Annotated in this window: 15 protein-coding genes; all 15 read left to right on the forward strand. The window is 37.4% G+C overall.

The window, feature by feature from the left end; translation table 11 throughout:
* Window positions 1-16: 16 nt before the first annotated feature.
* The 15 genes from KH286_RS00270 (at window position 17) to KH286_RS00340 (ending at window position 14,954) form a co-directional block, all read left to right on the forward strand.
* The gene (locus tag KH286_RS00270; RefSeq protein WP_024061215.1) at window positions 17-1,015 is read left to right on the forward strand and encodes a nucleoid-associated protein; all 999 of its coding nucleotides are present in this window, start codon (window positions 17-19) and stop codon (window positions 1,013-1,015) included.
* A gap of 81 nt (window positions 1,016-1,096) precedes the next feature.
* On the forward strand, window positions 1,097-1,588 hold the full coding sequence (gene ybaK / locus KH286_RS00275; RefSeq protein WP_058948419.1) for a Cys-tRNA(Pro) deacylase: 492 nt from the start codon (window positions 1,097-1,099) through the stop codon (window positions 1,586-1,588).
* A 9-nt stretch (window positions 1,589-1,597) separates the two neighbouring features.
* A complete protein-coding gene (locus KH286_RS00280; RefSeq protein ID WP_008713648.1) occupies window positions 1,598-2,323 on the forward strand; it encodes a viroplasmin family protein in 726 nt (241 codons plus the stop codon).
* Between the two features lie 22 nt (window positions 2,324-2,345).
* Window positions 2,346-3,269 carry an NAD-dependent epimerase/dehydratase family protein gene (locus tag KH286_RS00285; protein ID WP_278617503.1) on the forward strand — a complete coding sequence of 308 codons (924 nt, stop codon included), beginning with the start codon at window positions 2,346-2,348 and terminating at the stop codon, window positions 3,267-3,269.
* 20 nt (window positions 3,270-3,289) lie between these two features.
* The gene (locus KH286_RS00290) at window positions 3,290-3,568 is read left to right on the forward strand and encodes a DUF1294 domain-containing protein (RefSeq protein ID WP_008600612.1); all 279 of its coding nucleotides are present in this window, start codon (window positions 3,290-3,292) and stop codon (window positions 3,566-3,568) included.
* A gap of 83 nt (window positions 3,569-3,651) precedes the next feature.
* The gene (locus KH286_RS00295; RefSeq protein WP_278606832.1) at window positions 3,652-5,088 is read left to right on the forward strand and encodes a glucose-6-phosphate isomerase; all 1,437 of its coding nucleotides are present in this window, start codon (window positions 3,652-3,654) and stop codon (window positions 5,086-5,088) included.
* Window positions 5,089-5,097: 9 nt separating this feature from the next.
* Window positions 5,098-6,087: a UDP-glucose 4-epimerase GalE gene (gene galE, locus KH286_RS00300; protein ID WP_278617504.1), complete on the forward strand. Its 990-nt coding sequence runs from the start codon at window positions 5,098-5,100 to the stop codon at window positions 6,085-6,087.
* A 125-nt stretch (window positions 6,088-6,212) separates the two neighbouring features.
* The gene (locus KH286_RS00305) at window positions 6,213-7,061 is read left to right on the forward strand and encodes a hypothetical protein (protein WP_278606834.1); all 849 of its coding nucleotides are present in this window, start codon (window positions 6,213-6,215) and stop codon (window positions 7,059-7,061) included.
* The gene (locus tag KH286_RS00310; protein ID WP_278617505.1) at window positions 7,043-8,341 is read left to right on the forward strand and encodes a type II secretion system protein GspD; all 1,299 of its coding nucleotides are present in this window, start codon (window positions 7,043-7,045) and stop codon (window positions 8,339-8,341) included. The genes KH286_RS00305 and KH286_RS00310 overlap by 19 nt, the downstream gene beginning before the upstream one ends.
* 28 nt (window positions 8,342-8,369) lie before the next feature.
* On the forward strand, window positions 8,370-10,289 hold the full coding sequence (locus KH286_RS00315; RefSeq protein ID WP_278617506.1) for an ABC-F family ATP-binding cassette domain-containing protein: 1,920 nt from the start codon (window positions 8,370-8,372) through the stop codon (window positions 10,287-10,289).
* Window positions 10,290-10,409: 120 nt separating this feature from the next.
* Window positions 10,410-11,558, forward strand: a complete 1,149-nt coding sequence (locus KH286_RS00320; RefSeq protein WP_118091540.1) for an ABC transporter substrate-binding protein — start codon at window positions 10,410-10,412, stop codon at window positions 11,556-11,558.
* Between the two features lie 16 nt (window positions 11,559-11,574).
* Window positions 11,575-12,456, forward strand: a complete 882-nt coding sequence (locus tag KH286_RS00325; RefSeq protein ID WP_024061206.1) for a branched-chain amino acid ABC transporter permease — start codon at window positions 11,575-11,577, stop codon at window positions 12,454-12,456.
* On the forward strand, window positions 12,456-13,469 hold the full coding sequence (locus tag KH286_RS00330; protein ID WP_278617507.1) for a branched-chain amino acid ABC transporter permease: 1,014 nt from the start codon (window positions 12,456-12,458) through the stop codon (window positions 13,467-13,469). The genes KH286_RS00325 and KH286_RS00330 overlap by 1 nt, the downstream gene beginning before the upstream one ends.
* Window positions 13,470-13,480: 11 nt before the next feature.
* Window positions 13,481-14,242, forward strand: a complete 762-nt coding sequence (locus KH286_RS00335; RefSeq protein WP_008600621.1) for an ABC transporter ATP-binding protein — start codon at window positions 13,481-13,483, stop codon at window positions 14,240-14,242.
* Between the two features lies 1 nt (window position 14,243).
* A complete protein-coding gene (locus tag KH286_RS00340) occupies window positions 14,244-14,954 on the forward strand; it encodes an ABC transporter ATP-binding protein (protein ID WP_008600622.1) in 711 nt (236 codons plus the stop codon).
* The last annotated feature ends 212 nt before the right edge of the window (window positions 14,955-15,166 follow it).

A 15,166-nucleotide genomic window follows, 5' to 3' on the forward strand; every position in this document is an offset into this window, starting at 1 on the left:
ACTACAAGGAGGCATCATGCAGATTAATAAGGCGGCGCTAGAGATTTTCGACTTTACATCCTCGTTAGCTGTATATTCTGAACATGAATTAAAGGTTGGGGATCAAGCTATACAAGATTATATAGCAAATCATGTAGTTAAGGCTTTTAAAGATCCAGGGGCTAGAACCGGAACCTTACATGATGCGAGCCCTGTGGGCAAACAATTATTAGATTATAAAAATGGAGAGCTTAAGTTTATTGATTTATGTAAGAATTTAGGTGAAAGCTTATTTTCATACATGAAACAAGCTACTGATTCTGTTGTTATTGATACAATTATCTGTGAAGCCGTTACGGATACGCCTTATGTTTGTATTCTTTTGTGTCAAGCTCATGATGCTTTTACCCATCAATTATTCAGTGAAGATGATGGTACATTGGCTACAGAACTCGTTTCTCATAAGGCTGTGTTGCCGATGCCGTCACAGAAGTTACGTGCCTTTGCATCCATTAATTTGCATGATTTTAGCGTTCGAATTTTTGAACCTAAAGGGGAATTTGATGGTGAGGTATCCTATATCCTAGCAGATAAGGTTTTGCAATTAGGGACTAATCAATCCTCGCGAGATACGGTGAGAAAGGTAAAGACTATCGTAGATAAGGTGGCTCAAGCTCATGAGTCTGATGGCGTTGTTGAGTTGACAACCGCTAAATCTATGATTGCTAAAAATGCAGAAGTATCAGATACCGTTGATCCTGTTCGTATTGTAGAAGAGGTATTTAAAGCGAATCCTATTCAACAAGAGGCGGCAAAAAAAGAATTAGCTGATGCGGATATGCTGCGTCCTTTGCCAGTCAATCGTGAGTTTGCCACGAAGGTTGGAGAGCATCATAAGATTAAAACAGATACAGGTATTGAGATTTCATTTCCTGTAGAATATATGAAAAATCGTGAGTTTATTGAGATAAAAACTAATGATGATGGTACCTTGCGTATTGAATTAAAAAATATTAATAAAATCGTAAATAAATAGTAATGAAAAATTATATTTGTCTATAGAAATATATTATGTAATGATTAAATTTATTTGCTATGCTAGTATATGGAGGTTATGATGAGTAAAGAGAAACATAAAAAAACAAACGCATTACGTATTTTAGATACTCATAAGATACTTTATAGTATTAGCGAATATGAGTGGTCTGAAGAGCGTGCTGCTGGCCTTCATGTAGTAGAAGCATTAAAACTCGATGAGAAACAAGTCTTTAAAACATTAGTTGGCAAAGGTGACAAAACTGGATATGTAGTATTCTGTATTCCTGTGGCTGAAGAGTTAGATATGAAACAGGCAGCACGTGTTAGTCATAATAAGTCTGTAGAGCTTGTTCATGTTAAGGATTTGTTAGGTATTACAGGTTATTTGCGCGGTGGATGTTCTCCAGTAGGCATGAAAAAAGCATTTCCTACCTATTTTGATGCTACTATGGAACCCCAAAAGTTTGTATATGTAAGCGCAGGTTTACGCGGTATGCAAATGAAGGTAAATCCAAAGGATTTGGCATCTGTTGTAAATGCTGAATTTGTTGAACTGACAATGGACCATTAAGGGGGGCGTATGGCAAAAAAGTTTTATGCTGTTCGTCAGGGTCGTGTACCAGGAGTTTACACTACATGGTCTGACTGTGAAAAACAAGTAAAGGGCTATGGTGGTGCTATCTACAAATCATTTTCGACAGAAGCCGAAGCACGTGCTTTTGTAGAGGATTCAGGTTTGTCTTTAAGTGATTTTATGAGCGCTAAAAAGAGTGAACTTAAATCGCCACAAGAAGTGAAGTTTAAATCTAAAAATTCTAGGCCTATAGTTTCTAGTTCTAGTATTCAAAGTAAAGTATCAGCAAATGTTGTGAAACCAGATTTTACTACTCCAAACTATATGGTTGCGTATATCGATGGTAGTTATAATAAAGAGACCAATACTGTTGGGGCAGGTGGGGTTATCTTTTTGAATGGCAAGAGGAAAACTTTTTCTTTTTCCTCTACTGATAAACGATATACATCGTTTTGGAATGTAGCTGGCGAGTTGTTGGCTGCTATGCATGTTATGAAATACGCCGTTGATAATGGGATTTCTGAATGTTCACTTTACTATGATTATATGGGCATAGAAATGTGGGCTACTAAGGGATGGAAACGTAATAATGAGCTAACCCAAGAGTACTCAGCATTTTATGATTCTATAAAAAATCGTGTGCGAGTTTACTTTCACAAGGTGGCTGCTCATACGGGCGATACATATAATGAAATGGCTGATGCACTAGCAAAACAAGGTGCAGGTATTTAAAGATGTTAGAAGGGAGGGCGCTATGAATATATGTGTTACTGGTGGGGCCGGATTTATTGGTTCCCATTTAGTTGATAGATTAATTGAATTAGGTCATGATGTACTCGTTATAGATAATTTATCTACAGGTATGCGCTCCTTTGTACATGAAGATGCTCAATTTATTGAGATGGATGTACGAGATCCAAAATTACTATCTGTATTTGAAGAGTTTAAGCCGTCTATTGTTTTCCATGAAGCGGCGCAAACAATGGTACAATCCTCTATGGAGAACCCAAGTTATGACTGTGATGTAAATCTAATAGGGCTTATTAATGTTCTCGATGCTTGTCGTAAAGTGAATGTTGAACAATTTTTAATGCCTTCATCAGCTGCTGTATATGGCGACTTGGCAGTATTGCCATTGACTGAAGACTTGAGTGGTATGCCTTCGTCTTTTTACGGCTTGACAAAGCTTACTGCAGAAGGTTATTTGCGAATTTATCATGAAGCTTTTGGATTAAATACAGTATGCTTTAGATATGCAAATGTATATGGACCACGTCAAGGTGATGGCGGTGAAGGTGGTGTTATCAGTATTTTCAACCGCTTGATTGTCAAAGGGCAAGCATTAACTGTATTTGGTGATGGTGAGCAAACTAGAGATTTCATTTATGTAGATGATGTGGTAGATGCTAATATTAAGGCTATGGAGAATGGTCAATGCACAGGTATTTATAATGTATCTACCAATATGGGAACATCTGTGAATGAGTTGATTACGCGATTCCGGGCTATTAGTGGGACAGATTTTATGGTTTATTATGAAAATGAACGTATAGGGGATATTAAACATTCGCGCTTAAGTAATGTGAAAGCTGAACGTGATTTTGGTTTTATTGCCACTACAACATTAGAAGCTGGTTTACAAAAGACATTGGAATATTTTAAAGCTCATCATAAGTAAGAAAAATAAGGTTTGGGGATATGAGTGATACGCAATTTTGGGTGACCGTAGGTATTTGGAATCTTATCGTATTTAGTCTGTATGGATATGATAAATTATGTGCCATTAATGGATATGATCGAATTTCAGAGTTTACATTATTATTTTTAGCGTTTGCCTTTGGGGGTGTTGGTGCTTTATTAGGCATGGTCCTATGGCGTCATAAGACATTAAAAATTAAATTTAAATTAGCCATTCCTTTTGCATTACTTTGGTCTGTATATGCAGTTGGATTCGGTTATGGTTTGTGGGTAAAATGATTGTATAAACTAATATTTTATTCATTCTTTTATGGTATAATAAAAGAATATTGTACATAAAATGTCAGTGAAGGAGATATTTGATGTTGCGATTACAATCAGGTTTTGAGTTAGATTATGCTAATATATATAATGAAAGTTGCATACAAGAACGCGATGTGAATAATTTTGAACGGGCTATACAAAATGTATGGCGTCATACAAATATTTTGCGTTCTACAGGCTTCGAAGAAGGTCATGTTTCTAAAGATGGTTTACCTGAACCTGTGTTGTTTTACCAACTTCCATATATTTCAGAAGATGGTATCAATACACCAGATATGTTAGAGCGGCTTTACGAATTACGTGACTACGCACGCCATAATATTGATACGGTTGTATCCGTAGGTATTGGGGGCTCCTATTTGGGGAGCAAAGTTATTTTTGATGTGCAGTGTGGAGCATTTTGGAATAACTACAGTGCAGAGGAACGCGACGGCTATCCTAGGATGTACTTTGCAGGCTTTAATGTGGATGGTGATTACTTAGTAGGGCTAATTCGTACGATAGAGTGTCAAGCTCAGAAAAAAGGTCCTGATTATAAGGTGATGCTCGTTATTAATTCTAAGTCTGGATCTACCATTGAACCAATGGCTAACTTCATGATTTTGGAGAAGGCTTTACAAGATCGTAATATTAACTACGAAGTGATAGCTGTTACAGATGTATCTGATGATGAACATCCTACGATTTTACGATCTATGGCGATAGAAAATAATTGGAAGACCTATAGTATTCCTTATGGCGTAGGTGGTCGTTTCTCTGTATTTACAGAAGTTGGTTTTGTAACGGCCGCTCTTGTAGGATTTGATATTGAAGGATTTTTAGCTGGTGCTGCATCTATGGATGTAGCATGTCAAGAAGAAGACATTTTTAAAAATCCAGGCCTTTTAAGTGCATTATTGAAATATATTGCATCTGAACGATATGGTCGTATTATAGAGGTGTTTATGCCTTATAGTGAAGCACTCCACTCATTATCTGATTGGTATGTACAGCTCCTATCCGAATCTCTTGGAAAAATGAGTAATACTTGTCTACCATATGGCCGTACGCCAGTAGCTGCAGTAGGCACTATGGATATGCATGCTCAAGTTCAAGAGCATCAAGAGGGGCGCCTAAATAAGGTAGTTCAATTTATTAAGGTTAAGGACTGGAAACATAATCTCATTGTTCCAGATTCTTATAGTCAATATGAACGTTTACACTCTCTATCTGATGTAGGCATTTGTGATATTTTAAACATTGCTTTAGATGCTAATAGAGAAGCCTTGTCTAGTGACAATCGTTTTAACATGACTATAACTGTACCAACATTAAACGCATTCCATTTAGGGGAAATTATGTTTATGCATTGTTGGGCCGTTTATTTTGAGTCCATTTTTGCGGGCGTTGATGCTTTTGATCAACCAGGGGTAGAGGTTTATAAGCGTCTCATTGGGCCCAAATTGGCTCGAGCAAAGGATGTACATAATTCATGAGGGGGAACTATGAATATTTTAGTAACAGGTGGTGCTGGTTATATTGGGAGTCATACTGTACGTGCTTTACAACAAGCAGGATATACACCAATCATTGTAGATAATTTATCTCGAGGGCATGTAGAATCTATTCCTGAAGGGGTAAAGTTCTACAATATGGATATTGCAGATCCTAAACTAGTAGGCATTATGAAAGAACATAACATCCTAGGTGTAATGCATTTTGCTGCTCACTCACAAGTTGGTGAATCCATGCAAAATCCAGCTATTTATTATGAAAATAATGTAGTTGGTTCCTATCACCTTATTGAGTCTGCTCGTACCGCAGGTATAAAGCATTTTGTATTTTCTAGTACGGCTGCTGTGTATGGTGAGCCAAAGGTAGTGCCTATTCGTGAGGATGCTCAACTGCAACCAACAAATGTATATGGTCGCACTAAATTGATGATAGAAGAAATGTTGTCTGATTATAGTTCTATCTATGGTTCTACATATGTTGCGTTGCGTTATTTCAATGCGGCCGGTGCAGATCCGTCTGGTATGATTGGAGAAGACCATCATCCTGAAACTCATTTGATTCCACTTGTGTTAGATGCGGCTCGCGGTAAAAGAGAGCATATAACTGTATTTGGTACTGATTATGATACGGCTGATGGTACATGTGTACGCGACTATATTCATGTCAATGATTTAGCAACTGCTCACGTATTGGCTATGGACTACTTACGTAAAGGCGGAGAATCTCAAGTATTTAATCTTGGTAGTGGCAATGGATTCTCTGTAAAGGAAATCATCGAGACTGCAAAAGAGGTTACAGGTATCGATATTCCTGTTCAATATGGTGATCGCCGTGCTGGTGATCCAGGAACATTAATTGCGTCCTTTGAAAAAATTAAAAATTTACTTGGTTGGGATCCTAAATTTAGTAATGTTGCTGATGTTATCAAAGATGCATGGCATTGGCATACATCTCATCCAGATGGGTTTAGTAGTAAATAAAGAACAAATAGTTTTGATTTGTCAATATAATGAATGACTCTATTAGTCACCGTGGTGACTGGTAGAGTCATTTTTTTGTAGGATTTTAAAAGAGCCTCCTAGAATATGTCAGCAGGAGGTGGATTATGAATTTACGAGACTATATAGAACGTATGAAAATGTGGATTGATAAGCAGCATTTTATTATGCGCCACTATAAGTTTGCACTTGGTATTTTCTTTATCATTACGGTTACCCTTTTAGGTATTGGTATTTTTTATCCACATGAGGAGGAAAATGTTCATATTAGTTTAGATCAATCTAATGGTAGAGATGCTAATCAAATTGAACGAGGCTCAGAAAAATTATCAAAAGAAACAACACATGATAATAGAAATGGGAAAGGAAAGAACTATTTTAAAGATGAAAGTGATATAAAAAATGTAAAGGATAGAGAGGTAAAAAGCGATGTTCATGGACGATTATTATATGATATTACCGGTGTTGAGCGAGCAAATCCTTGGCGAGAGGTTTTTAAAGATATTCCTATAGATGAATTACTTGGTCAGAATAAGATAACTAAAGATAGCAATGGCAATTTCGTTGATATAAATAACAACTTATATGAGTCCGATGATGAAATGAGTACTTTTGGAAAAGCGGAAGATAAAAGTCGTAGAAATGAAAAATATCAACAAATAAGAAATAATAAAAAGCATAGTGGTAATTATATTGAATTAAAAGCTAAAGATATTAGTGCTAGACGAGTTGAATCTAGTATACAACCTTCTATAAGTAATCCTACCAAACAACATCCCATAGAGCTTATAGGTATTATTGAGGGACAACAGAATATTGCTATTTTACGAAAAGGTACAGAGGAACAAATGGTTAGTATAGGAAGTGTGTGGAAAGAAATATCAGTATCTAAGATAACTGCAAGTGGTGTAGAAATTATTGAAGGAGGTTCATCACGGTGGCTAAGAATCGAGTAAGCTTTATAGGTCTAAAATATATAGATAAGATTATAGTGACAGTTATATTGCAAATAAGCTTATGGATGGTCGTAATGCTTGTAACTCCGTTCATGGTATTTGCTAATGGTACTGATAGGATAACTACTAGTAGTTCTGAAAACATCGTAAATAGTGGTGAAGTAGCTAAAAATGAAAAAAATATTGAGAACAAACTCATAACGATTTCTGTACGCAATGCATCCTTAAAGGAAACCGTTTTAGGAATTTGTCGTAGTTACGGTATATCTGTTATTGGTGTAGAGTCGTTAAAAGAGAGTATTACGGCCACTGTAACGGGAGAATCCCCAGAAGGGATTATTAATGAATTAGGTAAGTTATATCATTTCTCCGTATCGAAGGAGCATAATACCCTTCTTATTGATTCTGATGATGAAACACTTGAAAAAAGAGAACTATATGTTATATCACCTGAACATTTACCGGCTGAGTCTTTGAAAAATGTGGTAGGCACAGTGGTAAAAAACGATAAAATGGCAGTGCTTTCAGAACAAAATGAAGTAATTATGCATTTGACGAGCGGAGAAAAGCGACGTGTAGAAAACTTAGTACGTGCTATCGACAAGGAACCAAAACAAGTGCAATTGGAAGCTACCATCATTGCTATGGAACAATCCTATGCTAAGGAACAAGGTTTTAGATGGTCTTGGCTTAGCTTGACCGCTCATGGAGAAGATAAAACACATTCCTATGGTGCCGTTACCTTTGGCAAAACACCGACTGGGGAAGCCTATAAGTTCTTTGTAAAGCCAGAGCTAAGTCTTATGGAAAGCTCAGGTAAGGCCGTTCTAATTGCAAAACCATCTATCATGGCTCTCAATGGTGAGACTGCGCATATCTTGATAGGTGAAAGAATACCTGTTATAGAGGAGTCAGAAGTGAATGGCGAACGAAAGCGTTCTACTCGTTATGAAGAGGTGGGCATTAAGTTGAATTACACTCCTATCATTACTGCTGATGGTGGTGTAGATGCTAAAATACATGCAGAAGTGAGTACACCTATTATGGTATCTGAAATGAAAGCCTACAAAATAAGCACACGTCAAGCACATACAAGAGTACGATTACAACCAGGAGAAGTGTTAGTTATTGGTGGACTCATGGACAATCGAGATCAACATCAAATACAAAAGATACCTATTTTGGGAGATATCCCTTTGTTAGGAAAATTATTCCGTCATAGTCGAAAAACAAAAGATTCTATAGAAATGTTAATGTTAGTGAGGGCAACTGTGGTATAATGAAGAGTAAATGATTAGGAGGTTGTGAATGGAACGCATTCGAATGATAGACCTTGGAAAATCATTTGGAGTGCGCCAAGTATTTTCCAATGTGTCTTTTGAGATAAAAGAAGGGGATCGACTCGCATTGGTAGGCCCTAATGGGGCTGGGAAATCTACCTTGTTAAAGTGCATATTAGGCTATGAAGAACTCGATGAAGGTAATGTAGTCAAGTCGCCTGTTGCTAGTATTGGCTATTTACAACAAGATGTAAATCTTGGAGATGATAGCCTTGCTACGGAAATCGAAAAGGCTTGGGCTGATGTTCATGCATTGGAAAAACAATTAAAAGAGCTCACTAGTCGCTTGGAAACCGAAAAGGCTAGCGAATCGGATTTACAACGCTTAGATTATTTACAGAATCGTCTAGAATGGCTAGGTGGTTATGACTACGAGCAAAAGACAAAGCGCATAGTCTATGGTCTTGGTTTTACTGATGATGACTTAGATAAGCCGGCTAATGCTTTTTCAGGTGGTCAAAAAACGCGTATCAATTTAGCTAAAGCGTTAGTACGTAGTCCTGATTTTTTATTCTTAGACGAACCGACTAATCATTTAGATATGGATATGCTGGAGTGGTTAGAGGGGTACTTATCTGCCTATCAAGGTGGTATTCTCATTGTCAGCCATGATAGATATTTTCTAGATCGTATCGTCACAGGTGTTGTGGAGTTAGATAATCACAAGGCTACAACCTATCGTGGTAACTATAGTCGCTATATTCAACAACGTGATGAACGTTTAAAGGCTGATATGGTGGCCTATGAAAAACAGCAGGAGTATATTAAGAAAACAGAGGCTTATATAGATAAATACCGCGCTGGTATCAAGTCTAAAATGGCTCGTGGTCGTCAGTCTCAACTAAATCGATTAGAGCGGCTAGAGGCACCTGTTACTTCACATCATTTACAATTTTCTTTTCCTCCTGCTGCGATGAGTGCTGATAAGGTTTTAGTCTTAGATCACTTATCTGTCGGATATGGTGAAAGTCGCATTATTGATGATATCTCTCTAGTTGTTCGACGAGGTGAATCAGTAGCGCTTATTGGACCTAATGGCGCGGGTAAGTCTACACTGGTGAAAACCATTGTAGGAGAACTATTCCCTGAAGTTGGTCATGTGGATATTGGCAATCGCGTACAAGTCGGTTACTTCTCACAAGAACACGAAGAATTGCATGATTCTTGGCAGGTAGTGGAAGAGATCATGAATCACTTTAACTACAGCGAGGATAAGGCTCGTAATGTGCTGGGGGCTTTCCTGTTTAAAGGGGACGATGTATTTAAGCTAGTAGGTGAATTATCTGGTGGTGAGCGCGCTCGTTTAGCTTTGCTTAAATTATTTCTTCAAGGAGATAATTTTCTAATTTTAGACGAACCGACAAACCATTTAGATATTCCTACACGAGAAATTGTAGAGGAAGCATTGCAACAATTTGAAGGGACTTGTTTTATTATTTCTCATGATAGATACTTCTTGGATCAAGTTTCTACAAAAACAGTAATTCTAGATGAAGGTAAAATTACAGAGTATCTCGGTAATTATTCATACTATAAGGAAAAGCTGAAAGAGCAAGAAGATTTATTAGCATTGGCTAATGGGAAAAACTCTGATAGCAGTAAGCGTGATAGTAAAGCTACTCCTACTAATGAGTCAATGCTTTCAGTATCAGAAGCTACAGAGGAAAATCAGAAGAAGCCAAATGCTTATATGGTAGAAAAACAATTAGCTGAGGTAGAAGCTGAAATTGCTCGCCTCGAGGCGACGATGAAAATGTATGAGGTGCAATTAGCTAATCCTGTAGTACAACAAGATTTAGATGAAATGTCTAAAATTTCCATACAAATTGAAGAGACTCAAACTGAGTTGGATTCATTATATGAGAAGTGGGAACGGCTATGTGAATAGCTTTTTAATGTATATATTATTAAGGAATTAAAATCATTTTCTTTTAATTGACAAAAGATTGAAATTTCTCATAATATAGGTATAGAATCAAAGTTTTATGTTTTAAAGGAAGGGTGTAACATGAATAAATCCATGTTAAAAAAAGCAGTCATTTTTGGCCTTGCTGGTGTAATGGCAGTTGCTGCTGGTTGTGGCAGCAATAAAGATGCAGGTAATGCAAATAGCAATGAAGCTAAAATCGCATTGTTGACAACAACAACTGGTGGTGCAGCAGCATATGGTGAGTCCATTAAAGCTGGTGCAGAATTGGCAGTAAGCGAAATCAATGCAGATGCAAATGCTGTAAAAATTAACTTATTAGTAGAAGATACTAAAGGTGATAAAAACGAAGCAATTAATGCAATGAATAAAGTAATTTCTAAGGATAAAGTTGTAGCTGTTATCGGCCCAATGTTATCTGGTGAAATGATGGCAGCTGGTCCTGTAGCAAACAAAAGTAAAATCGTAGCTCTTGGTACATCTACAACTGCTGAAGGTATTACAGATATCGGCGATTACATTTTCCGTAATGCTGTACCTGAATCCTTGGCAGTAGATACTGCAATTAAAGAAGCACATAAAACTTTAGGCTTCAAAACTGCAGCTATTATGTACTCCAACAATAATGACCAAATGGTATCTGTAAATAATACAGCTCGTAAAGCATTGGAATCTGAAGGCGTACAAATCGTTGATACTGAAACATTTGCAGATAAAGATACTGATTTCTCTGCACAATTAACTAAGATTCAACAAGCAAAACCTGATGTTATCGTAGTTGCTTCTCTTTACCAAGAAGGCGCATTAATCATGAAAAAAATGCGTGAAATGGGTATGAATCAACCTGTAGTTGGTTCCAATGGCTTTAACAGCCCTGAATTCATTAAAATTGCAGGTGCTGCAGCTGATGGCGTTATCGTAGGTACACCTTGGTTCCCTAACAAAGACGATCAAAAGGTAAAAGATTTCCGTAAAGCTTATAAAGATAAATACGGTAAAGAACCAGACCAATTCGCAGCTCAAGCTTATGATGCGGTATACCTCTATGAAGCAGCTTTGAAAAAAGCAGGTTCCACTACAGATCGTGAAAAATTCCGAGAAGCTTTGAAAAATATTGCTGACTTTGTTGGTGTAACTGGTCAATTCAAGTTCAACGAAAAACGCGACCCTTCCATGGAAGTTCAAGTTTTACAAATTAAAAACGGTCAATTTGACGCATTAAAAAAATAAAAGTTGAGGTAGTATAGTGTTTTTACAACAATTAGTTAACGGGTTAACCCTCGGTAGCTTATATGCTGTACTCGCTATTGGCTTAACACTTGTGTTTGGCGTTTTAAATATCATCAACATGGCACACGGAGGCATCTTTATGATAGGTGCCTTCGTTGGTCTTTTTATGGTAACTGTTTTTGACGTTAACATTTTTGTAGCCCTTATCGTAGCTATGGCTGTCGGTGCTATCCTTGGTTATCTTTTAGAATTTGTGGCGCTTCGTCCACTTCGTAAGAAAAAGGTGTCTCACTTGGCACCACTTATTAGTACCATTGGTGTTTCTATTTTCCTTGAAAGTTTGGCATTATTGCTTTGGGGCCCTCAAACTAGATCGTTCCCACCAGACTATATTGGTGGCCTAATCGACTTTGGAGCTTTCAAAATTTCCATGGTACAAATTATTGGCTTAGGCGTTTCTATTGTTTTAATGCTGATTCTTAATATAGTTATTAAGAAAACTAAGATTGGTAAGGCTATTCGCGCTGTATCTATGAGTACGGAAACAGCAGCTCTCTTGGGTATTAATCCAACAATGATTATATCTGTTACAGTTATGATTGCATCTGCTTTAGGTGCTGCTGCAGGCGTGTTGGTAGGCTTGTCCTTTAATGCTATTGAGCCTACGATGGGGGTTATTATAGGCTTTAAAGGCCTTGCAGTACTTATCTTAGGTGGCCTTGGTAATATTACAGGTGCCATGGTTGGCGGCTTCATTTTAGGCGTAGCAGAAATCTTCTCTGTTGCATATGGCGCATCTACATTCCGTGATGCTGTGGCCTTTGGTCTCATCATCCTATTATTATTCTGGCGCCCACAAGGCTTGTTTGGATCTAAAGATAAAGGGGGGAGACCATAATGGATTTATTGAACCCGTATTATCTACAGATCGTGATGTTTTTCATCATCAATGCCATCATGGGTATTTCAATTTATTTCACACTTGCAAGTGGTCAGCTTTCTTTAGGGGCTGCTGGCTTTATGAGCGTTGGTGCATATGTAGGCGCTATCCTTTCTTTGAAAGCTGATTTGCCTATCGTTTTAGGCATTATCATTGGTGGTTTAGTTGCTAGCCTTGTAGCCGTTATTATCGGTTTACCAACAACACGTCTTCGCGGATTATATCTTGCCATTGCTACTCTTGGTTTTGGCGAAGTTGTGCGTGTTATTTTCTTGAATTTGGATATTACTAATGGTGCATTAGGCCTTTCTGGTATTCCATCCATTCCTCAAGAATTAACAAACTTAGCCTATGAACTTGATATCGATGGTTTAATGGGCATTGATGCTGTTGCATGGGGCAATCTAATGGCTATCATTATGTTGTTAGCTATTTTAGTATTGATTATCGCCTTTTGTGTACGGATTAATAATAGCCGTGTGGGTCGTGCCTTTGCAGCGATTAAGGCTGATGATCATGCAGCAGAATTGATGGGTATTAACGTTGTATACTACAAGATGATGGCCTTTATCATTGGTGCTTTCATCGCTGGTATTGGCGGTGGTTTGTATGCGCATATTACAAACTTTATTAATCCTACAGATTTCAGCTACCATAAAGTAGTACAAATTTTGTTATTCCCTGTATTTGGTGGTTCCAATGTAGTATGGGGCTCCGTATTAGGTTCCTTTATTCTTACATTATTACCAGAAGTATTGCGTTTCTTATCCGACTATCGGGACATCATCTATGGTGCATTACTAGTCATTTTGATGGCCGTTCGTCCAGATGGTATTCTGACAGAATCTATGGTAGATAAAATTAGTCGCAAATTAGGCTTTAAAAAGGCTCTATATATTCCAGAGTCACAAGTATTAACAGAACGTTTTGAAGCATATAAACGCAAACAACAAGAAGAAAAACAAGGATAGGAGGGAACTGAATGCTATTAGAATTAAATGACGTAAGTAAAAGCTTTGGTGGCGTTGCAGCCCTCACAGGAGTATCTTTTGGCGTTAAACAAGGTGAAGTATTTGGTGTCATCGGTCCAAATGGTGCTGGTAAGACCACACTATTCAACTTGATTACTGGTGTATTCCCTGCAAGTTCTGGTGAAATTGTATTTGATGGTATGTCTGTTGTAGGCATCAAGCCTCATAGAACTGTTGAAATGGGGATTGCTCGTACATTCCAAAATATTCGTCTCTTTGGCAATATGACAGCTCTTGAAACTGTTTTAACCGGTATGCATTGTCGTACTGGCTCTGGCTTCTTATCTAGTTTTTTGAAAACAAAACGTCAACGCATTGAAGAAGAGCGTTGTCGTGGTATTGCTTATGAGTTCTTAAAGCTTGTAGGTCTTGAAGCAGATGCAGAAGAGGTTGCCACATCATTACCGTATGGTAAGCAACGTCGTCTTGAAATCGCTCGTGCCTTAGCGACACACCCTCAGTTAATCTTGCTTGATGAACCGGCAGCAGGTATGAATGATAGTGAAACTGAAGTTCTGCGTCAATTGATTGGCAAGATTCGTGACCTAGGTATTACCGTTGTGGTTATCGAACATGCCATGGAATTGATGATGAATATCTGTGATCGTTTGGTAGTACTTAACTTTGGCAAGAAAATTGCTGAAGGTACACCTCAAGAAATTCAAAATAATGAAGCTGTAATTGAAGCATACTTAGGTAAAGAGGAGGTGTAATATGTTAAAACTAGAAAATATTGTGGCTGGTTATGGACATATTACAGCCTTAAAAGATATAAGTTTAGAAGTTCCACAAGGTTCCATTGTATCTCTTATTGGTGCTAATGGTGCTGGTAAGACTACGACGATGAAGACTATTATGGGACTTGTAAAACCCACATCTGGTCGAGTGATTTTTGAAGGTCAAGATATTACAGGTCGCCAAACCCATCAAGTTGTACAAAATGGTATCTCCTTAGTTCCTGAAGGACGTCAAATTCTACAAGATATGAGTGTTTATGAGAACCTTGAAATGGGTGCTTATACACGTAAAGATAAAGAAATCGAAACAGATATCAAAAAGGTATTTAAACGATTCCCTATTCTTGATGAACGAAGTTATCAATTGGGTGGTACTTTATCAGGTGGTCAACAGCAAATGCTAGCTATTGGTCGTGCACTTATGGCTCGTCCAAAATTGTTATTATTAGATGAACCATCTATGGGCCTTGCACCTTTAGTAGTAAATGAGATTTTTGAAACCATTAAAGAAATCAGCGCTGATGGAACAACAGTTCTTTTAGTAGAACAAAATGTGCGTCAAGCATTGAAGATTGCTGATTATGCGTATGTTTTGGAGACTGGTAAAATGGTATTATCTGGCTCTGCTGATGAAGTTCGCCATAATCCTCGCGTTATGGAAGCTTATTTAGGCGGTCGTGTTGAATAATTAATTATATAGAGCGATCATTAGTGTCAAAAACTTTGAATAAGGTGTATATACTAGATTTCTAGTATATACACCTTATTTTTTTATCACTAATTCTGATATAAATAGAAGAACTATGTGAGCTGATAATGAAGTGAGTTTAAATATATTTTATTATTTTTACAAATTTCAATAATAAAACTAGTGAATTAGGAATGAAAACAGCAAATAAT

It is taken from the genome of Veillonella parvula (assembly GCF_018378075.1).
Lineage (GTDB): Bacteria > Bacillota > Negativicutes > Veillonellales > Veillonellaceae > Veillonella > Veillonella parvula_K.